The following is an 18,153-nucleotide window of genomic DNA, read 5'->3' as shown; positions in this document are numbered from 1 at the left end:
AAGCGCGCGCCGGGCGTGCCTGTGCGGCACACAGAGTGGCTGACCGGATGGTTTCGCCGGATTTTTCAAGTCCGTCCGAGATCATCGGAGAGTTCGGCGGCGGCCGACTGGACTGTTGGCGATAAGTCGGTTCGCCCGTGGTCCGGAAGGGTCAGACGAACACCGTCCGGGAAGACCAAGGCAGAGGGACCGGAGTCGCGGATAAAAACCGCCGAACGGGGCGCTGAGAGGTGTCACCTATTAAACTAACCTAAGAGGCAGCTTTCAGCGCCCCGTCCGACTTGAAAAATCTCAAGATCGCCAAGGGATGAGTGTGTCTTGAGGGATCGCGGAACCGTCTCCGCGACCCGCTTCCGAACGCTCTTACTCGTTGATCTCCGGCTCGATGAGCCTTGCCAGATTTCGCAGCGATTCCTGCCAGCCGAGATAGCAGGCCTCGGCCGGAATGACGTCCGGCACGCCTGCCTGGATGATATCCATCTCGGTCCCGACCGAAACCTTCTTCAACGTCACGGTGACTTCCATCTCGCCAGGCAGGTTGGGGTCGTCGAACCTGTCCGTGTAGCGCAGGCGCTCGCCCGGAACGAGCTCGACATATTCGCCGCCGAACGAATGGCTGTTGCCCGTCGTAAAGTTGCGGAAGGACATTTTGAACTTGCCGCCGACTGTCGATTCAAAGTGATGTACGGTGCAGGTGAAGCCGTTCGGGGGAAGCCACTTGGCGAGCGCGTCCGCCTCGATGAACGCGCGATAGACCTTTTCCGGGCTGGTGGCCAGGACGCGGTGCAGGCGTATGGTGCTGGGCATGATCGTGATCCTCTGACTAGGTGGAACATACGACCCAAGGACGGACAAGGCATTGCCGATCCGACAAGGTCCATGAAAATTTCCGCGGCCTCACGCCGCGGGGTTCCGACCGAGATCGTACCTTATTCGGCGCCGGACATTGGCCTGTCACGCGGTCCGTTGTATCCTGCCGGTTGCAGAAAATACAACCACGGAGAGGAATAGCATGGACGCGATTAAGATCGGCGGATTGACGCTCGAATTCCTGCACAGCAAGGACGATACGACCGGAAGCCTGGACCTCTTCCGGATGACCGTACAGCCCAACGCGAAGGTGCCGGCGCCCCATTATCATCAAAGCTGGGACGAGGCCGTCTACGGGCTTGCCGGCACCCTTGTCTTTCGCATCGACGGCACCGATCAGGCGATCGGACCGGGTGGCTCGGCCTTCATTCCGCGCGGTGTCGTGCATTCCTTCCGCAACGACAGCGAAGAACCGGCAACCGTGCTCAACATCCTGACGCCCGGCGTGCTTGGCCCGGCCTATTTCCGCGAACTCGCCGATCTCATGGCCGCCGGCGGACCGCCCGATCCCGAGAAAGTCAAGGCGATCATGACCCGCTACGGGCTCGTGCCTGCGGCAGGGTGAGGCGAGTTTGGACAGCTGGCGATAGCGCGGCTACATCCAGGCCGATTGCCTTTCACCCGACGAGCCAGGAAAGGCCGCCGCCGATGACGATGAAGACGAGGATCAGGAGAACGAAGCGGCCGGTGCCGGTGATCGAATCCGTGTCGAAAAACTTGTTCCAGAGCGTATTGCCGTTCGAGCGATCTTCCATCGTGTTCGTCCTTCCTTTTCGCTTTCGCGATTAAAGGAATGTGCCTGCGTGTCAACGGTCGAAGAAAGGGCGACGCGTTTGCCGCGCCGCCCGGTTGCCATTCGCTCTATTCAGCCGCTTCGGCATAAGCCTCCATCGGCGGGCAGGTGCAGACCAGGTTGCGGTCGCCATAGACGTTGTCGATGCGGTTGACCGGCGACCAGTATTTGTCGATGCGGAATGCGCCCGGCGGGAAGCAGGCCTGTTCGCGGGAATAGGGACGGTCCCATTCGCCGACCAGATCTTCCACCGTGTGCGGGGCGTTCTTCAGCGGGTTGTTCACCTTGTCCATCCGCCCCTCCTCGATCAGGCGGGCCTCCTCGCGGATCGCCAGCATCGCATCGCAGAAACGGTCGATCTCGGCCTTCGTCTCGCTCTCGGTCGGTTCGATCATCAGCGTGCCTGCGACCGGCCAGCTCATGGTGGGCGCATGGAAGCCGCAGTCGATCAGGCGCTTGGCGATGTCGTCGACGGTGACGCCGGCGGATGCGGCGAGCGGGCGCGTGTCGATGATGCATTCATGCGCGACGCGGCCGGCTTGCGACTTGTAGAGCACGTCATAGGCGCCCTTCAGTCTGGCTGCGATATAGTTGGCGTTGAGGATCGCCACCTTGGTCGCCTGCGTCAGACCTTCGCCACCCATCATCAGGCAGTAGGACCAGGAGATCGGCAGGATCGACGGCGAACCGAACGGGGCGGCCGAGACCGCGCCCTCACGGCCGTCAAATTCCGGATGGCCGGGCAGATACGGGGCAAGGTGCGCCTTGACGCCGATCGGACCCATGCCGGGGCCGCCGCCGCCATGGGGGATGCAGAAGGTTTTGTGCAGGTTCAGGTGCGATACGTCCGAGCCGATGTCGCCGGGCCGGGCAAGGCCGACCATGGCGTTCATGTTGGCGCCGTCGAGATAGACCTGGCCGCCGTATCTGTGGGTGATCTCGCAGATTTCCTTCACCGTCTCCTCGAAGACGCCGTGCGTCGAGGGATAGGTGATCATGCATGCGGATAAGGTTTCCGCATATTGTTCGGCCTTGGCGCGGAAATCGTCGAGGTCGACGTCGCCGTTATCCCGGGCCTTCACCGGCACGACCTTCATGCCGGCCATCTGCGCGGAAGCAGGGTTCGTGCCATGCGCGGAGGTCGGGATGAGGCAGACGTCGCGATGCGTCTCGCCGTTCGCGATGTGGTAGTTGCGGATGGTGAGCAGGCCCGCGTATTCGCCTTGCGCGCCGGAATTCGGCTGCATGGAGAAGGCGTCGTAGCCGGTGATCTGGCAGAGTTTTTGGGAAAGATCGTCGATCATCTCCTTGTAGCCGAGCGCCTGGTCGGCGGGGGCGAAGGGGTGGATGTCGGAAAATTCCGGCCAGGTGATCGGCAGCATTTCCGCGGTCGCGTTGAGCTTCATGGTGCAGGAGCCGAGCGGGATCATTGCCCGGTCGAGTGCCAGATCGCGGTCGGAGAGCCGGCGGATATAGCGGGTCATCTCGCTTTCGGCGCGGTTCATGTGGAAGATCGGATGCGTCATGTAGGCCGACTTGCGCAGAAGCGCGTTCGGCAGACGGTATTCCGGCTCGAAATCGGAAACCTTGAAATCGCCGCCGAAGGCGCGCCAGACGGCTTCGAGCGTCGCGGGCCTCGTGCGCTCGTCGAGCGACATGCCGATCTTCGTTTCGCCGACCTTGCGCAGGTTCACGCCCTCGGCGACGGCGGCGCGCATGACGAGGCCTTGCATATGGCCGACTTCGACGGTGATCGTGTCGAAGAAGGTGTCGGGCTCGATGCGGTAGCCTAGCTTTTCGAGGCCCTTCGCCATCAGCACGGCCTTCTTGTGCACCTGCTGGGCGATCGCCTTCAGCCCGTCCGGGCCGTGGAAGACGCCGTACATGGAGGCCATGACGGCGAGCAGGACCTGGGCGGTGCAGATGTTGGACGTCGCCTTTTCGCGGCGGATATGCTGCTCGCGGGTCTGCAGCGAAAGACGGTAGGCGCGGTTGCCGCGGGCATCGATCGAGACGCCGACGAGACGGCCGGGCATGGCGCGCTTGTGGGCGTCCTTGACGGCCATATAGGCCGCGTGCGGGCCGCCATAGCCGACCGGCACGCCGAAGCGCTGGGAGGAGCCGATGGCAATGTCGGCGCCCATCTCGCCGGGCGATTTCAGAAGTGTCAGGGCCAGAAGGTCGGCGGCGACGGCTGCGACCGCGCCGGTCTGGTGGAGGCGGGCGATCAGACCGGAGAAATCGCGGACATGGCCGTGGGTGCCGGGATACTGGAAGATCGCGCCGAAGACGTCGACCGGGTCAAGATCGGTCATCGGGTCTCCGACGACGACGGTCCAGCCAAGCGGCGCGGCGCGGGTCTCGATCAGCGCGATCGTCTGCGGATGGCAGGCGGCGTCGACGAAGAAGGCGGTCGCCTTCGATTTCGCCTGGCGCTGGCAGAGCGCCATGGCTTCGGCGGCGGCGGTCGCCTCGTCGAGCAGCGAGGCGTTGGCGACATCGAGGCCGGTGAGATCGCAGACCATGGTCTGGAAGTTGAGGAGCGCTTCGAGGCGGCCTTGGGAGATTTCCGGCTGGTAGGGCGTGTAGGCCGTGTACCAGGCGGGGTTTTCGAGGATGTTGCGCTGGATGACCGGCGGCGTGATCGTGCCGTAATAGCCCTGACCGATCAGCGAGACGAGCGCCTTGTTCCTGTTGGCCGTATCGCGCAGCTTGTCGAGCGCCTCGCGTTCGGTGAGCGCCGGCCCCCAGGCGAGCGGCACCTCCTGGCGGATCGAGGCGGGGACGGTGGCGTCGATCAGCTTGTCGAGGGTGAGATAGCCGACGACCTTCAGCATCTCGGCCATTTCCGACGGCGAGGGGCCGATATGGCGGCGATTGGCGAAGTCGTAGGGCTGATAGTCGGTGAAATGGAAATCGGACTGGTCGCTCATGCGATGAGCTCCTTATAGGCGGCCTCGTCGAGCAGCGCGTCGGCGTCGGAGGCGTTCTTGAGCTTCAGCTTGAAGAACCAGCCGGCGCCTTGAGGATCGGAATTGACGATGGAGGGATCGTCGACGATCGCCTGGTTGACCTCGGTGATTTCGCCATCCAGCGGACAATAGACGTCGGAGGCAGCCTTGACGCTCTCTACCGTCGCGGCATTGCCGTCCCTGGCGAGCTCGGCGCCCACTTCCGGCAGTTCGACGAAGACGAGGTCGCCGAGCTGTTCGGCGGCATGCGCCGTGATGCCGACGGTGGCGACATCGCCGTCGAGTTTCAGCCATTCGTGTTCGGCGGTGAATTTCAGCATGGTTCTCTCCGGAGGATTTTAGCGTTTGTAGGCAGGGGTGATGAAGGGAAGGGCGGTGACGACGAGGGGCAGATACTTGCCGCGCACTTCGGCGAAGACCCGGGTTTCCGGCCCGGCAAGCGAGGCGGGAACGTAACCCATGGCCACAGGGCCTTCGGTGCTCGGCCCGAACGTCCCGGAGGTGACCTCGCCGATCGGCGATTCCGGCGAATCTTCCGCAAACAGGCCGGCATGGGCGCGCACGGGCGCCTTTCCTTCCGGCTTGAGGCCGACCCGGCGCCGGACAGGACCTTTCTCCAGATCCTCTTCGATGCGGGCGGCACCCGGATAGCCGCCGGCGCGGGCGCCGCCGGGGCGTCTTACCTTCTGGATCGCCCATTCGAGCGCGGCTTCGACCGGCGATGTCGTCGTGTCTATGTCGTTGCCATAGAGGCAGAGACCGGCTTCGAGGCGGAGCGAATCCCGGGCACCGAGGCCGATCGGCATACAGTGGGGATCTTCGAGCAGGGCTCTCGCGATCTGTTCGGCCTGGTCCGCGGGAACCGAAATCTCGAAACCGTCCTCCCCGGAATAGCCGGAGCGGGAGATGATGCAGGGCGCATCGTGGAGGAGGGCGTCGCGGACGCCCATGAACTTCATGTCGGTCACGTCCGGCCACAGAGCCGCCAAGACCCCTTCTGCGCGCGGACCCTGAAGGGCGATAAGCGCGCGGTCTTCGAGAAGTGCTACGTCGCAGCCGGCAAGGTTTTCCTGCATGTGGGCGACATCCGCCTCCTTGCAAGACGCGTTGACGACGACGAGAAGATGATCGCCGCGATTGGCGATCATCAGGTCGTCGAGGATGCCGCCGTTTTCGCCGGTGAAGAAGCCGTAGCGCTGGCGGCCGGGCTTGAGGCCGAGGATATCGACCGGCACGAGGCCTTCCAGCGCCAGAGCGGCATCCTCGTAAGCGCCGGTCTTCGCGCGGACGATCACCTGGCCCATATGGGAGACGTCGAAAAGGCCGGCGGCGGCGCGGGTCTGCAGGTGCTCCTTCAAGACGCCGGCGGGATATTGCACCGGCATGTCGTAACCGGCGAAGGGCACCATCCTGGCGCCGAGCGACAGATGAAGGGCGTGGAGCGGGGTTTGCTTGAGAATCTGATCGTCCAAAGACGCCTCCAGGTCTGGCGCTTGGCCGGCGCCGGCTCAGTGTCAGACGCGTTGCCGCGCCGGTTCCATGAGCCCCCTCTGTCCTTGTCGCCTGAGATTGTTATCCCTTCGGCGAGCCTTGCTTCAAAGCAAAGCTTCTCTCCAGAGTTCCTGTCGGGGCTCGCTGGTCCTTTTGCCTGAGAGTTTCCGGGGCGGTTGCTCCTTCGGCACCGCATCGAAGCGGCTTCTCCCAGCGAGTCCGTTGCCATTATCGACCTCATTGGCGGTTTGGCAAGCCCCTCATGTCGCGGAGAACACGATTTCTGTCGCAGTGCAGCAAACGCGATTTGACCTAATGCAATGCCGACCGCGACCCGCAGGGATCCCGACGCAAAAAGGGCTTTTGCGCTTCATCCCGAATTGGAGTATTCCGTCGTCGTCCAACGGACGAGATCATGACGGCAAGGCTTTCGACAGCGGCGGTTTTCCTGCGCATCTTCTGCGCCGCGCTGCTGTTCGGGCTGGGCTTTGCCCATCAGCCGGTCCAGGCGGCACCGCCCGATTCCTACAGCGAAGCCTACCGCCTGCCGGACGGCACGTTCGCGGACATCTGCTCCGACGGCGACCACGGGCACAAAACACCGGCGGCAAGGCCGCTCTGCGAAGTCTGCCTGCTTGCCGCCTCGGTGATCCTGCCGCCGCCCGACGATGCGGCATGGCTTTCCGGCGAACGCGCCTCGCTCGTCAATCCGCTTCCTGAATTCTCCGTATTGCTCGGCACGGCCGCCGTCGCCCGGCCGAAATCCCGCGCCCCGCCGTTTTCGATCTGATCCTGCCGTTCATCCAAGAGATCAATCACATCCCGGTCGATACAGCCAGAGCACGCTGTCACCGGAAGGGGACATTCCATGAAGACCATCACCAAACTCGCGCTTTCCGGCCTTTTCGCCGCCGCAGGCACACAGGCGCATGCACATGTGACATTCGTCGACGGCAGCGCGGCCGAGGAAAGCACCTCGGTCATCTCGCTGCAGGTGCCGCATGGCTGCGACGGCAAGGCGACGACGGAATTCCAGGTCAAGCTGCCGGAGGGCTTCGTTCTTGCCAAGCCGCAGCCGAAGCCCGGCTGGGACCTGGAAATCATTCAGGGCGACTATGTCAAATCCTATGACGATCACGGCACCAAGGTGACCTCGGGTCCGGTGGAAATCCGTTGGAAGAACGGCACCCTGGCCGACGCCTATTACGACACGTTCAACATCCAGGGCAAAATCTCCGGCATTGCGGCGGGCAAGACGCTCGCTTTCCCGGCCACGCAGCTTTGCGGCACGGACGGCAAGGTCGTGTGGGATCAGGTCGCGGCAGAGGGCGCCGATCCGCATTCCTTCAAGAACCCGGCGCCGGTGCTCACCGTGACCGCGAAAACGGCGGGCAGCCATGACGAGCATGCCGGCATGGACATGGGCGGGGCGACGGCGGCCCATGACGATGTCGTCAAGGCCGGCGATCTGGACGTGACCGGCGCCTTCACCAAGGCCATGCTGCCGGGCCAGCCGGTCGGCGGCGGCTATTTCACCGTCAAGAACAACGGCAAGGCCGACGACAGGCTGGTCTCGGCCTCCTCATCGATTGCCGGCACGGTGGAGCTGCACGAGATGGCCATGCAGGGCCAGGTGATGAGGATGCGCAAGCTGGAAGGCGGCATCGCCATCCCCGCCGGCAAGACGGTGGAATTGACGCCCGGCGGGCTGCACCTCATGTTCATGAAGGTCAAGGAGCCCTTCAAGGCGGGCGGCACGGTGCCGGTGACGCTGACCTTCGAAAAGGCCGGCGCGGTGGATATCACGCTGCCGGTCGAAGCGGCAGGTCCCGGTGGCCACCGGCATAATTGAATGTGATCGGGGCCGTTCAACGAATGGACCCCGGCACCTTCTACCGCAGCAGTTTCACCGGCGGCAGGCCTTAACCGGATTTCGCCCGAAAATAGGCGTCGAGATTGGAAGGTGCCGCCCATTTCCGGCTCTTCAGGAAGTCGATGAAGGCGCGGAGTTTCGGCGCCACATGGCGGCGGTCGGCGAAATAGATATGGAAGCCGGCAAGCGGCGGACTCCAGTCCTCCAGCAGTCGGGCAAGCTTTCCCTGTTTCAGCAGGCCGTCGATATGGCCGTTGATCAGATAACTCACGCCAAGCCCGTCCAGCGCGGCCTGGGTGAGTGCCGCAAGGTCGTTGCAGGTGAGCCGTCCGGTGCCCGGCAGGACGAGCTTTTCGCCGTCCTTTTCGAACTCCCACTTCTCCACCTGGCCGGTATTGGTCGGCCGGAAGGCGATCAGCCGGTGCTGCAGCAGGTCGCGCGGATGCTGCGGTGTGCCGAAGCGGGCCAGGTAGTCCGGCGACGCGACAATAAAGGCCGAGATCGACGGGCCGACCGGCACGGCGATCATGTCCTTCTGGATCAGGTCACCGAAGCGGATGCCGGCGTCGTAACCGCCCTCGACGATATCGGCCCTGGCGCCATCGACCACGACGTCGATATCGACTGCGGGGTAGCGTTCCAGGAATTCCGTAAGGATCGGTTGCAGCACGATCATATAGGCCGAGCGCGGCACGTTGAGCCTGAGCAGGCCAGACGGTTCGGCGGCATTCTCGCCGATGGCCGCTGCCGCGGCGGTCAGTTCCTGCAAGGCAGGTCCGACGCGGGCCAGGTAAGCCTCGCCAGCCTCGGTCAGGCTGACGCTGCGCGTCGTGCGGTGAAAGAGAGCGACGCCAAGCCGGCGTTCCAGCGTCCGCACCGCCTGGCTGACCGCCGACGGCGACATGGAAAGCCTTGTGGCGGCGGCCGAAAAGCTCCGCAGGCGAGCCACGGTGACGAAGGCTTCGAGACCTTCCAGCGGAGCTTCGGACATGTCAGGCCTCCTGGAAATCGGTCGAAATAGAGACGTCTTCCCAGGCCTCGATCTCGGCATTCAGGCTTGCGAGCTTGTCGCGGACCAGGCGGAGCGCATCGCTGCCGAGCAGGAGGTGCGCAGGCGGATTTTCCGACCGGACGAGTTCCAGCACCGCCTTGCCCAGCCTGGCCGGATCGCCGGCCTGCCTGCCGCTATAACCCTGCCGGCGTTCGCGAACCGGATCGAAGATGGCGTCGTAGTCGGCGATGCTGCGGCCGGCCCGGACCATGGAGCGACCGGCCCAGTCGGTGCGGAAACCGCCGGGTTCCACGGCCGTCACGAAAATGCCGAGCTCGCGGACCTCCTTGCCGAGCGATTCCCCGATGCCCTCCAGCGCGAACTTGCTGCCGTGATAGAAGGAGATGCCGGGCATGGTGATGATGCCGCCCATCGAGGTGACGTTGACGATGCGGCCGGCGCGGCGCGCACGCATATAGGGAAGCACGGCCTGCATGAAGGCGACCGGTGCGAACGTGTTGACCTCGAACTGATGGCGAAGTTCGGCCATGGTCGATTCCTCGAGCACGCCTTCGTGGCCATAGCCGGCATTGTTGACGAGAACGTCGATCGGGCCGATCTCCTTCTCGATTTTCGCGACCGCCGGCGCGATCGCGTCCGTATCGATCACGTCGAGACGGATGGCGGTAGCGCGGCCGGGTGCGGTGGCTTCGAAGGCGGCCGCGTCTTCCTGCCGGCGGACGATGCCGGCGATCTTGTGGCCGGCATCAAGTGCGGCGCCTGCGATCGCCTTGCCGAGTCCCGAACTTACGCCGGTGACAAGGAAAAGAAGGGATGTTTTCTGCGAGGTTGCCTGTGATATTTCCTGTGGGATTTCCTGTGACATGGGGGATGCTCCGTTGAAAGACAGGCTACCACATAAGCGAGAAGATTATGCAGGATTAGACCGGCAAAGCCGCATGATGTCTGAAGCTGTACTTCAAAATCGAAAGATCGCAAGTCGCGCCCTGCCATCGCGTGGCGATGGTTCGGGTTTTAGAACCCGCATCGATACAACCTGATCGAGTTGCTGCAAGAAATCTTAACGGAAATCCGCGATGAAGGAATACAACCTGTCATCAAAGGTTTCGGCAATGGAACTGCGACGTTCCCGCGTGATTGCGGCGGCCATCTTCCTGGGCCTCCTCGGTGCGATCGTTCCGATTGCCGCGATGGTCTACATCTCCTGGATGATCGCGGTCGAGAAACAGCAGGACAATCTCGAACGGGTGGCCGAACAGACGATCATGCGCGCCAGCAGGACCTTCGAGGACGCCAAGCTGGCGCTCGATTCGCTCGCCTATCCGCGCCTGCCGCCCTGTTCGCCCCAGCATATCGCCCGCATGCGGGTGATCGCCTTCAATACGCCCTCGGTCGCGGAAGTCGGCTATATCGAGAACGGACGCCTGAAATGCACCTCCTGGGGCGTGGAGGAGGGCGAGGTCAGCAAGGCGCCCGTGGATTACGTGACGCCGGACGGGCTCGAAGTGACGACGCACGTACAGCCTGCCGCCAGCATGGGGAATCCGGTGATGGCGCTGCATTACGGCAGCTACAGCGTCCTCATGGACCCGGCCCGTTTCGTCGACATCCTCGTGGAGGACGACATTTCGCTGGCGCTTGCGAACCAGGACGGTTTGCTGATCAGCAAGCTCAACTCCCCCGATCCGGAGCTCGTCGACGCGCTGATCGGCGAGCCGCGGAAGGGCATGACCTCCGCATCGCTCTACGCCGTCGCGCGCGACAAGGGGCTGATCGCGATCGCCATGGAGCCGCGCTCGAACCTTGCCGCCAAGCTGCGCCAGGAACAGCTCCTGTTGCTGCCGGTCGGCGCGTTCATCGCGGCCTTCATCGTCGGGATCGTCGCCTGGCTGTCGAGAAAGAGACTGTCGCCGCTCGGCGAGCTCTCCATCGCGGTGCGCAAGCGCGAGTTCATCGTCCATTACCAGCCGATCGTCGAGCTGAAGACGGGGTCGTGCATCGGCGCCGAGGCGCTGTTGCGCTGGCAGCGGCCGGACGGTTCGCTGGTCAGGCCCGACCTCTTCATTCCGCTGGCGGAAGAGAGCGGCCTCATCCTGCCGATCACCGATCAGGTGATCGAGGCGATCATCCTCGAACTCGGCGCGCTGCTCAGAATGGATCGCTCGATGCATGTGGCCGTCAATCTCTCCGCCGCCGACGTGACCTCGGGCCGCGCGCTCGACGTTCTCGAAGACAGGCTCGCCGGGACGGAGATCGAGCCCCGGCAGATCTGGCTCGAGGCGACCGAACGCGGCTTCATCGATATCGACGCCGCCCGTTCAACGCTGGCCCGGGCTCGCGAGCGAGGCCATGCGGTGGCGATCGACGATTTCGGCACGGGCTATTCCAGCCTGCAATATCTGCAGGGCCTGCCGATGGACGCGCTGAAGATCGACAAATCCTTCATCGACACGATCGGCCGCAACAGCGCGACGAGTTCGGTGACCTCCCATATCATCGAGATGGCCAAGACGCTCGATCTGCAGATCGTCGCGGAGGGGGTGGAGACCGAAGAACAGGCGGATTACCTGACCGCCCGCGACGTGCACTTCGGCCAGGGCTGGCTGTTCTCCAAACCGCTGCCGGCCCCGGATTTCATCCGCTATTACCGTAATGCAAAAGCCCGCCAGGGGAACGGGCGGGGGAATATCCGGGTCGTGGCTGCCTGAAAGCGGTGGCCTTCAGTCGTCCAGATCGCGATAGGCGGATTGCGCCTGATCGAGCGTCGCCTGCTGGCGCGGTTGCTGGCCGGCGGTCAGGAGGTCCAGAGCGACCGACGGAGAAGGCGGCATGCGTTCCACATCGCCGGGTTCGGCGGCATTTTCGGCGCGGCGGACATTGCGGTCCGCGTCGGCCTTGATGTCGGCGGCATGGTCCTTGGACGAGATGCGCCGGCCGGGCTTCAGGGCCTCGATGGCCATGGCCGCGGTATTCGCCGATATGCTCACCACCAATGTCATGTCGCTTGTCGCCATTCCTCTTCGATAGAAAGACGTAAGCAGAACCCGATTTGTTCCCCTTTAAACAAAAGCGCGGCATTTTATCGATTTGACGATTTTTCCGGCCGTATTACACAGGTGCCCATGATCAACATGCTTCTCGTCGCCATCGGCGGAGCGGCCGGCTCCGTCTTCCGCTATCTCGTCGGGGTCTGGACGCTGCGCCAGTTCGGTCCGAACTTTCCCTGGGGAACGCTCACGGTCAATGTCGCCGGCTCGTTCGCGATCGGCTTCCTGGCGGAACTCATCGCCCGCCGGCTCGACGCATCCCCCGAAATGCGGCTTTTGATCGTCACAGGCTTCCTCGGCGGCTTCACGACATTTTCGGCGTTTTCGCTCGATGTCGTCGCGCTGTTCGAGCGTGGCGCGGGGCTCGTCGCCGCGACCTATATCGTCGCCAGCGTGGCGATCTCGCTCGGCGCCGTCTTTGCCGGGCTGGCGCTCGGGCGGGCAATGCTCTAAAGGGCAGGGCTGATCCAAAGGGAATTACGAAAGACACTTGATGGCAGGCATCGAGCATATCCGCGTCGAGGCGGACGAGGCGGGCATGCGTCTCGACCGCTGGTTCAAGGTCCATTATCCGGGCCTCGGCTTCGGCGCGCTGCAGAAACTGTTGCGTTCGGGCCAGGTGCGCGTCGACGGGGGCCGGGTGAAATCCGACGCCCGCGTGCAGCCGGGCCAGATGGTGCGCATTCCGCCGATGGAGACGGATGCGAAGAAGACCGGTCCGATCGCCGGCAAGGATTTGAAGCATTCCAGCGATTTCAAGCTTCTGTCGCGGATGGTGCTGCACGAGGACGATAAAGTCATCGTGCTCAACAAGCCGGCAGGGCTTGCCGTGCAGGGCGGGTCGGGCGTCGCCCGGCATATCGACCAGATGCTCGACAGCTGGGTGAGCCCGAAGGGCGAAAAGCCGCGGCTCGTCCACCGGCTCGACCGCGATACGTCCGGCGTGCTGGTGATCGCACGCACGCGTGGCGCGGCACAGAAGCTGACCGCCGCATTCCGCGAGCGCGACACCCAGAAGACCTACTGGTCGCTGGTCAAGGGCGTGCCGCGAAAACACGAGGACAAGATCTCCACCTGGCTCGTCAAGGAGCAGACGCCCGACGGCGACCGGATGCGGATCGCCAGGCACGGCGAAGAGGGCGCCGACCATGCGGTTTCCTATTACCGCGTGATCGACACGGCCGCGCAGCGGCTCGCCTGGCTGGAAATGGAGCCCTATACCGGCCGCACCCACCAGCTTCGCGTCCACGCGCTCCATATGGGCCATCCGATCATCGGCGATCCGAAATATTTCATCGACGATCCGAACTGGGATTTTCCGGGCGGCATCCAGAAGCGGCTGCATCTGCATGCCCGGCATATCGACATCCCGCATCCTTCCGGCGGGCGCCTGAGGGTCACCGCGCCTCTGCCGCCGCATATGGTGCAGAGCTGGAACCTTCTGGGGTTCGATCAGACCGACGGCGACAAGGACGGCGAAGAATGAAACTGGTCCTGTTCGATTGCGACGGCACGCTGGTCGACAGCGCCGGCCTCATCCACGAAACCATGCGCCGGACCTTTGCGCAGTTTGCCAAGCCCGAGCCGACGTTCGCCGACACCAAGGCGATCATCGGCCTGACGCTCGACATCGCGATCGCCCGCATGCAGGGCAAGGAGCATGCGGATAGCGAGGACGTCGAGATGATGGCCTATTACAAGTCGCTGTTCGCCGTCGTCCGCAAGGATCTCGATTTCAGGGAACCGCTGTTTCCCGGCATCCGCGAACTGATCGACGAAATCGGCCCGCGCGCCTCTCTGCTGATCGGGGCGGTGACCGGCAAGTCGCGGCGCGGCCTCAATCTCGTCATGGAGACGCACGGTTTCGACAGATATTTCGTCGTCGGGCGCACCGCGGACGACTGCCCCTCCAAGCCGCATCCGGCGATGGTCACGGAATGCTGCGAGGAGACGGGCATGAAGGCCGCCGACACCCTTGTCATCGGCGATGCGATCTACGATATGCAGATGGCGAAGGCGGCCGGCGCCAAGGCGCTCGGCGTATCCTGGGGTTATGCCTCGGTGGACGAATTGAAGAAGGCGGGAGCCGACGCCGTGGTCCACCATCCGAGCGAGATTCTCGCCCATATCGGCTGAGGTTTTTCATGCGTGAGATTTTTCCCGATCCTTCCGAAGCGATGAGCCATGCCGATCCCACACGGCGGGCGCAGATCCAGATGCAGAAGCCGCTGCCGAAACGCTTCTACAGGGAAGTCTCGGTTTCGGAAGGCGAGGGCGGTCACGCCATCCATCTGGACGGACGGCCGGTGAAGACGCCGGCGAAGAACGGGCTTGTCGCTCCGAGCGCCGGGCTTGCCGAACTGCTGCGCGACGAATGGGCCAACCAAATCGACGTCATCGACCCGCGTACAATGCCGGTGACGCGTCTCGTCAACACCGCGATCGACGGCATCGCGGCCGATCCGCAAGCCGTGTTCGAGGACATCCTGCGCTTCTCGGCAAGCGACATGCTCTGCTACCGCGCCGACGGGCCGGAGAACCTCGTCATCCGGCAGAGCGAGCAATGGGACCCGATCATCGACTGGGCCGCGAACGAGCTCGGGGCCCGTTTCATCCTGATCGAGGGCGTCATGCCGCAGGAACAGCCGAAGGAGGCGATCGCCGCCTTTGCCGTGACGCTCAGGAAATACGACACGCCGGTCGAGCTTGCCGTGCTCCATACGGTCACGTCGCTGACCGGCTCGGCGCTGCTGGCGCTCGCCTTCGCGGAAGGCCGCATCACCGCCGACGAGGCCTGGGCGCTTGCCCATCTCGACGAGGACTGGACCAACGAGCACTGGGGGACGGACGCGGAAGCGGAGCATCGCCGTGCCAAGAGGCTCGAGGAGATGCAGGCGGCGGCGGCAGTTTTTCTCGCCTTGCGCGCCCCGGCTTAAGGCTTCCCTAACCGTAACCGACGCAACATCGCGAAGCACCGTTTCCCGGGTTTTTCGATGGTCCGCCGCGTCTTTCGTCTCGCTTTCATAGTGCTTACCGCCTTGCCGCTGACGGCCTTCCGCATGCCGGAGGCCGACGCGGTGCGCGAGAAACTGCTCTATGACGTGCGCGGCGCTTTCGTCACTGCGCGGCCCGACGTGCCGCGGGAGCTGGTGATCGCCACCGACATGCTGGTCGACGAGGCGATCCGGGCGACCGTGCGGACGACCGTGCTGCCGCGGACGATCATCGCCGTGCGCATCGACAGGGCATCGCACATGCCGCTTCTGATCGGCAGCCGGCACGAGGTGACGGTGACGGTCCAGGCAATCTCCGTTTCAAGCGGCGAGCCGATCGCCGAAGGGACGTTCAGGACATCGATCTTCCTGCTAGATGCGGCGGAAGCGGACCGGCAGCTCGCCGAAGGGATCGCCGACCGCATCGCCGGCGAATTCCGGCTCGACGGCCAGCGCCGCCCGGCGATCGCAAGCGCGCTGTTTCCGTGAGGATCAGGCCAGGCGTTCCGCGTGCCATCGGAGGTGGTCGTCCATGAAGGTGGAGATGAAGTAATAGGAATGGTCGTAGCGCTCGTGCATCCGGAGCGTCAGACCAATATCCGTTCCCTTCACCGCCTCCTCGAACAGCCAGGGACGCAGGCCGTTTTCCAGAAATCCGTCCGCCTTGCCCTGGTCGATCAGGAATTCCGGGAAGCGGGCGCCGTCCTCCACCAGCGCGCAGGCGTCGTATCGGCGCCATGCAGCCTTGTCGGCGCCAAGATATTTCTCGAAGGCGGGTGCCGACCAATCGGCGGTCGACGGTTGAACGATGGGGGCGAAGGCCGAGCAGCTTTTGAACCGGTCCGGTTTTTTGAGCGCTATCGTCATGGCGCCGTGGCCGCCCATGGAATGGCCGGAAATACCCTGGCGGCTCATGTCCATGCGGAAATGCTGGCTGACGAAATTCGGCAGCTCTTCCGTGACGTAAGTGTACATCCGGTAGTGTTCGGCCCAGGGCTTTTCGGTGGCGTCGAGATAGAAGCCGGCGCCCTTGCCCATCTGCCAGTTGGTGAGCTCGTCCGGCACGTCATTGCCGCGCGGGCTCGTATCCGGGCAGACGATGATGAGGCCGAGCTCGGCGGCGAGCCTGCGGTATTCGCCCTTTTCCATCACGTTGGCATGGGTGCAGGTCAGCCCGGAGAGATACCAAAGGACCGGGCAGGGCTCATGGATCGCCTTCGGCGGCACGAAGACCGCGAAGGTCATCTCGCATCCGCAGGCCTCCGATTCATGCGCGAAGACGCCCTGCATGCCGCCGAAGGCGGTATTCTGGGACAGGACTTTCATATGGAATCTCCCTGAGGCTCAGACGGCGAGCGAGACCACGGTGTTGACCGCGGCGGCCACAAGCACGGTGTTGAAGAAGAAGGATATGACCCCATGCACCAGATTGATCTTGCGCATCTCGGTGGTGGTGATGGCGGTATCGGATGTCTGGGCGGTCATGCCTATGATGAAGGAGAAATAGAGGAAATCATAGGCGCCGGGCTCGTCCGTTTCGGGAAAATCCAGGCCGCCGCGTTTCGCCTCGTTCTTCCGCCGCTGTTCGTCCGGCCGCCAGTAGAGATGGGCATAGTGCAGGGCGAACATGGTGTGGATGGTCAGCCATCCGAGAACCACCGAGGCGAAGGCCAGGGAGATTTCCGCGGGGCCTGCCGGGCGATCCCGATTGAGCACCCCGAAGAGCGAGACCACGGCGACGGCGACGGCCATCAGCGTCACGGCAAGGATGACGGGCGCCGGCTCGTCCGTGTTCTGGCCCTTCTGCCTCAGCATAGGGCCGTCGAGTTTCGGGATACGCGCGGCCATCATGCCGAGATAGATGAGGAAAAAGACGATCGCGGCGATCCCCGGGGCGAGGATAGGCACGTAAAACAGCAGGAAGGGCAGGCAGACGAGCGATATGACGGCGCCGACGAAGAACGGCCCATGCCGCTGATGCCTCAAACTGTGCCAGGGGTTCGGCATCGAAGGTTTCCGCTTTCCTACGTACCTGATCTGGCGCGGCGGCAGAGCCGGTCCAGCGTTTCGAGGAATTTCGACCGGTCACGGGGCGAAAAGGCGGCATTGTAGCCCTTGCTCTCGCCGGTTTCGCGGAGATGCGCGCCGAGGTCGCGCATGGCACTCGCCATGCCGATATTGGTCTCGTCGAATACCCGGCCCGTGGGGCCGGTCACCAGCGCGCCCCTCGCGACACAGCGGCCGGCAAGCGGCACGTCGGCGGTGACGACGATATCGCCCGGGCCGGCATGCTCGGCGATCCAGTCGTCCGCGGCGTCGAAGGCGCCGGAGACGATAATATTATGCACCATCGGATCGCGCGACGGGCGGAGGCCGGAATTGGCAACGAAGGTCACTTCGAGACCGTGGCGCTCCGCGACCTTCAGGATTTCCGGCTTCACCGGGCAGGCATCGGCATCGACGTAGATTCGGGGCATGGGATCAATCATCAAAATAACGATGATAGTCTCTAGCGGCATGCAGAAGACGGATCAATTCGATATCAGAGCAATCGGGCAAAGGATCGTAGATGATGATGTACTTGCGAAAAGGAAAACATCCGCATACCGGGATAATTCGGGAAGCGCTGAACGCCGGGAAATGGATTCTCGGAGAGTGTTAGATAGCGCTTTTCAAGTTCCAGAACCAAGGCATCCGCATGTCTCTCGCTGCCACGAGCGATAAAATCCCAAACATCGCGAAGGTCTTCAACGAACTGGGGACGGCGGATGATGAGACCCATCGGCGTTACTTCCGGCGACGAAACGCGGCCAGCAGTTCTCCGGCAGGCTCCATCGGCACCGCGTCACCGCTTCGCAGGCCTTTTTCGATCTCCGCTTCAAGGCCGGCGATGAACCTGGATGCCTCTCTTTCGCGTTCCTCCAGCAAGCGAAGGCCGGAGGCGACGACATCATTCGCACCTTCGAAGCGCCCCGAGCGAACCAGGCGATCGACTAGATCCTGCTGTTCCTTCGTCAACGACACGGTGTGTGCGGGCGACATGCTGGCTCCAATGGAGAATAGGCCGAGCGCAAGTTTATCAATTGCGGATCGGCAAGACCA

General features: G+C 63.5%; 22 protein-coding genes and 1 riboswitch. Of the genes, 9 read left to right on the top strand and 13 right to left on the bottom strand.

Translation table 11 applies throughout. The features are described 5' to 3' along the window. Positions 1-363: 363 nt before the first annotated feature. Entirely contained in the window at positions 364-807 is a 444-nt protein-coding gene (locus tag ACMGE0_RS28025) for an SRPBCC family protein (protein ID WP_436819164.1), read from the bottom strand. Between the two features lie 205 nt (positions 808-1,012). Between ACMGE0_RS28025 and ACMGE0_RS28020 the strand changes: the two genes are divergently transcribed. Further along, positions 1,013-1,435, top strand: coding sequence for a cupin domain-containing protein (locus ACMGE0_RS28020; RefSeq protein WP_436819163.1), 423 nt, complete (start codon positions 1,013-1,015; stop codon positions 1,433-1,435). A gap of 52 nt (positions 1,436-1,487) precedes the next feature. Here the strand turns inward: ACMGE0_RS28020 and ACMGE0_RS28015 are convergent, their stop codons facing one another. The 4 genes from ACMGE0_RS28015 to gcvT all read right to left on the bottom strand — a co-directional run bounded on the left by ACMGE0_RS28015 (position 1,488) and on the right by gcvT (position 6,107). After that, the gene (locus ACMGE0_RS28015) at positions 1,488-1,625 is read right to left on the bottom strand and encodes a hypothetical protein (RefSeq protein ID WP_436819162.1); all 138 of its coding nucleotides are present in this window, start codon (positions 1,623-1,625) and stop codon (positions 1,488-1,490) included. Between the two features lie 106 nt (positions 1,626-1,731). Next, the gene (gene gcvP / locus ACMGE0_RS28010; protein ID WP_436819161.1) at positions 1,732-4,596 is read right to left on the bottom strand and encodes an aminomethyl-transferring glycine dehydrogenase; all 2,865 of its coding nucleotides are present in this window, start codon (positions 4,594-4,596) and stop codon (positions 1,732-1,734) included. Beyond that, positions 4,593-4,955 (bottom strand): glycine cleavage system protein GcvH, encoded by a 363-nt coding sequence (gene gcvH / locus ACMGE0_RS28005; RefSeq protein WP_436819160.1) that lies wholly within the window; start codon positions 4,953-4,955, stop codon positions 4,593-4,595. The genes gcvP and gcvH overlap by 4 nt, the downstream gene beginning before the upstream one ends. An 18-nt stretch (positions 4,956-4,973) precedes the next feature. Beyond that, positions 4,974-6,107 (bottom strand): glycine cleavage system aminomethyltransferase GcvT, encoded by a 1,134-nt coding sequence (gene gcvT, locus ACMGE0_RS28000; RefSeq protein WP_436819159.1) that lies wholly within the window; start codon positions 6,105-6,107, stop codon positions 4,974-4,976. A 154-nt stretch (positions 6,108-6,261) separates the two neighbouring features. Continuing rightward, a riboswitch (glycine riboswitch) is annotated at positions 6,262-6,349 on the bottom strand. Between the two features lie 192 nt (positions 6,350-6,541). Here gcvT and ACMGE0_RS27995 point away from each other — a divergent pair. Beyond that, positions 6,542-6,916 (top strand): hypothetical protein, encoded by a 375-nt coding sequence (locus ACMGE0_RS27995; protein WP_436819158.1) that lies wholly within the window; start codon positions 6,542-6,544, stop codon positions 6,914-6,916. A 78-nt stretch (positions 6,917-6,994) separates the two neighbouring features. Continuing rightward, entirely contained in the window at positions 6,995-7,978 is a 984-nt protein-coding gene (locus tag ACMGE0_RS27990) for a copper chaperone PCu(A)C domain-containing protein (RefSeq protein ID WP_436819157.1), read from the top strand. Positions 7,979-8,048: 70 nt separating this feature from the next. On the opposite strand, the gene ACMGE0_RS27985 is transcribed toward ACMGE0_RS27990, so the two are convergent. Together ACMGE0_RS27985 and ACMGE0_RS27980 are read right to left on the bottom strand one after the other, a co-directional pair. Beyond that, the gene (locus ACMGE0_RS27985) at positions 8,049-8,990 is read right to left on the bottom strand and encodes a LysR family transcriptional regulator (RefSeq protein ID WP_436819156.1); all 942 of its coding nucleotides are present in this window, start codon (positions 8,988-8,990) and stop codon (positions 8,049-8,051) included. Between the two features lies 1 nt (position 8,991). Then, complete coding sequence (locus ACMGE0_RS27980; protein WP_436819155.1) at positions 8,992-9,876, bottom strand: oxidoreductase; 885 nt, start codon at positions 9,874-9,876, stop codon at positions 8,992-8,994. Positions 9,877-10,123: 247 nt separating this feature from the next. Here ACMGE0_RS27980 and ACMGE0_RS27975 point away from each other — a divergent pair, with 247 nt between their 5' ends. Continuing rightward, a complete protein-coding gene (locus ACMGE0_RS27975) occupies positions 10,124-11,719 on the top strand; it encodes an EAL domain-containing protein (RefSeq protein WP_436819185.1) in 1,596 nt (531 codons plus the stop codon). A 12-nt stretch (positions 11,720-11,731) separates the two neighbouring features. Here ACMGE0_RS27975 and ACMGE0_RS27970 read toward each other — a convergent pair whose 3' ends face one another. Beyond that, complete coding sequence (locus ACMGE0_RS27970; RefSeq protein WP_436819154.1) at positions 11,732-12,025, bottom strand: hypothetical protein; 294 nt, start codon at positions 12,023-12,025, stop codon at positions 11,732-11,734. Between the two features lie 108 nt (positions 12,026-12,133). Here ACMGE0_RS27970 and crcB point away from each other — a divergent pair, with 108 nt between their 5' ends. The 5 genes from crcB to ACMGE0_RS27945 are packed head-to-tail and all read left to right on the top strand — an operon-like array spanning position 12,134 to position 15,540. After that, positions 12,134-12,511, top strand: a complete 378-nt coding sequence (gene crcB, locus ACMGE0_RS27965; protein WP_436819153.1) for a fluoride efflux transporter CrcB — start codon at positions 12,134-12,136, stop codon at positions 12,509-12,511. A gap of 40 nt (positions 12,512-12,551) precedes the next feature. Next, on the top strand, positions 12,552-13,544 hold the full coding sequence (locus ACMGE0_RS27960; RefSeq protein ID WP_436819152.1) for an RluA family pseudouridine synthase: 993 nt from the start codon (positions 12,552-12,554) through the stop codon (positions 13,542-13,544). Continuing rightward, on the top strand, positions 13,541-14,194 hold the full coding sequence (locus ACMGE0_RS27955; protein ID WP_436819151.1) for an HAD-IA family hydrolase: 654 nt from the start codon (positions 13,541-13,543) through the stop codon (positions 14,192-14,194). Before ACMGE0_RS27960 ends, ACMGE0_RS27955 begins: the two co-directional genes overlap by 4 nt. 8 nt (positions 14,195-14,202) lie before the next feature. Next, entirely contained in the window at positions 14,203-14,994 is a 792-nt protein-coding gene (locus tag ACMGE0_RS27950) for an ATP12 family chaperone protein (protein WP_436819150.1), read from the top strand. 57 nt (positions 14,995-15,051) lie between these two features. Further along, positions 15,052-15,540, top strand: a complete 489-nt coding sequence (locus ACMGE0_RS27945; RefSeq protein WP_436819149.1) for a hypothetical protein — start codon at positions 15,052-15,054, stop codon at positions 15,538-15,540. Positions 15,541-15,543: 3 nt separating this feature from the next. On the opposite strand, the gene fghA is transcribed toward ACMGE0_RS27945, so the two are convergent. From fghA to ACMGE0_RS27920, 5 genes are all read right to left on the bottom strand, one after another. Continuing rightward, positions 15,544-16,377 carry an S-formylglutathione hydrolase gene (gene fghA, locus ACMGE0_RS27940; protein WP_436819148.1) on the bottom strand — a complete coding sequence of 278 codons (834 nt, stop codon included), beginning with the start codon at positions 16,375-16,377 and terminating at the stop codon, positions 15,544-15,546. An 18-nt stretch (positions 16,378-16,395) separates the two neighbouring features. Then, complete coding sequence (locus ACMGE0_RS27935; RefSeq protein WP_436819147.1) at positions 16,396-17,058, bottom strand: DUF1345 domain-containing protein; 663 nt, start codon at positions 17,056-17,058, stop codon at positions 16,396-16,398. Positions 17,059-17,075: 17 nt separating this feature from the next. Beyond that, entirely contained in the window at positions 17,076-17,528 is a 453-nt protein-coding gene (locus tag ACMGE0_RS27930; RefSeq protein WP_436819146.1) for a YaiI/YqxD family protein, read from the bottom strand. Between the two features lie 65 nt (positions 17,529-17,593). Continuing rightward, complete coding sequence (locus tag ACMGE0_RS27925; RefSeq protein ID WP_436819145.1) at positions 17,594-17,833, bottom strand: type II toxin-antitoxin system RelE/ParE family toxin; 240 nt, start codon at positions 17,831-17,833, stop codon at positions 17,594-17,596. Positions 17,834-17,838: 5 nt separating this feature from the next. Beyond that, complete coding sequence (locus ACMGE0_RS27920) at positions 17,839-18,093, bottom strand: type II toxin-antitoxin system ParD family antitoxin (RefSeq protein WP_436819144.1); 255 nt, start codon at positions 18,091-18,093, stop codon at positions 17,839-17,841. Positions 18,094-18,153 lie beyond the last annotated feature (60 nt).

Source organism: Neorhizobium descurainiae, from assembly GCF_051400715.1.
GTDB lineage: Bacteria > Pseudomonadota > Alphaproteobacteria > Rhizobiales > Rhizobiaceae > Neorhizobium.
The sequence above is the reverse complement of the archived record's forward strand: the minus strand, read 5'-3'. Positions and strand labels throughout refer to the sequence as shown.

Coding starts and splice junctions, on each gene's coding strand:
- ACMGE0_RS28025 (WP_436819164.1), bottom strand. CDS start 807: ATGCCCAGCACCATACGCCTGCACCGCGTCCTGGCCACCAGCCCGGAA.
- ACMGE0_RS27950 (WP_436819150.1), top strand. CDS start 14,203: ATGCGTGAGATTTTTCCCGATCCTTCCGAAGCGATGAGCCATGCCGAT.
- ACMGE0_RS27930 (WP_436819146.1), bottom strand. CDS start 17,528: ATGCCCCGAATCTACGTCGATGCCGATGCCTGCCCGGTGAAGCCGGAA.
- crcB (WP_436819153.1), top strand. CDS start 12,134: ATGATCAACATGCTTCTCGTCGCCATCGGCGGAGCGGCCGGCTCCGTC.
- ACMGE0_RS28015 (WP_436819162.1), bottom strand. CDS start 1,625: ATGGAAGATCGCTCGAACGGCAATACGCTCTGGAACAAGTTTTTCGAC.
- ACMGE0_RS27960 (WP_436819152.1), top strand. CDS start 12,552: ATGGCAGGCATCGAGCATATCCGCGTCGAGGCGGACGAGGCGGGCATG.
- ACMGE0_RS27955 (WP_436819151.1), top strand. CDS start 13,541: ATGAAACTGGTCCTGTTCGATTGCGACGGCACGCTGGTCGACAGCGCC.
- ACMGE0_RS28020 (WP_436819163.1), top strand. CDS start 1,013: ATGGACGCGATTAAGATCGGCGGATTGACGCTCGAATTCCTGCACAGC.
- ACMGE0_RS27980 (WP_436819155.1), bottom strand. CDS start 9,876: ATGTCACAGGAAATCCCACAGGAAATATCACAGGCAACCTCGCAGAAA.
- ACMGE0_RS27935 (WP_436819147.1), bottom strand. CDS start 17,058: ATGCCGAACCCCTGGCACAGTTTGAGGCATCAGCGGCATGGGCCGTTC.
- ACMGE0_RS27970 (WP_436819154.1), bottom strand. CDS start 12,025: ATGGCGACAAGCGACATGACATTGGTGGTGAGCATATCGGCGAATACC.
- ACMGE0_RS27975 (WP_436819185.1), top strand. CDS start 10,124: ATGGAACTGCGACGTTCCCGCGTGATTGCGGCGGCCATCTTCCTGGGC.
- ACMGE0_RS27945 (WP_436819149.1), top strand. CDS start 15,052: ATGGTCCGCCGCGTCTTTCGTCTCGCTTTCATAGTGCTTACCGCCTTG.
- fghA (WP_436819148.1), bottom strand. CDS start 16,377: ATGAAAGTCCTGTCCCAGAATACCGCCTTCGGCGGCATGCAGGGCGTC.
- ACMGE0_RS27920 (WP_436819144.1), bottom strand. CDS start 18,093: ATGTCGCCCGCACACACCGTGTCGTTGACGAAGGAACAGCAGGATCTA.
- gcvH (WP_436819160.1), bottom strand. CDS start 4,955: ATGCTGAAATTCACCGCCGAACACGAATGGCTGAAACTCGACGGCGAT.
- ACMGE0_RS27925 (WP_436819145.1), bottom strand. CDS start 17,833: ATGGGTCTCATCATCCGCCGTCCCCAGTTCGTTGAAGACCTTCGCGAT.
- ACMGE0_RS27990 (WP_436819157.1), top strand. CDS start 6,995: ATGAAGACCATCACCAAACTCGCGCTTTCCGGCCTTTTCGCCGCCGCA.
- ACMGE0_RS27995 (WP_436819158.1), top strand. CDS start 6,542: ATGACGGCAAGGCTTTCGACAGCGGCGGTTTTCCTGCGCATCTTCTGC.
- ACMGE0_RS27985 (WP_436819156.1), bottom strand. CDS start 8,990: ATGTCCGAAGCTCCGCTGGAAGGTCTCGAAGCCTTCGTCACCGTGGCT.
- gcvP (WP_436819161.1), bottom strand. CDS start 4,596: ATGAGCGACCAGTCCGATTTCCATTTCACCGACTATCAGCCCTACGAC.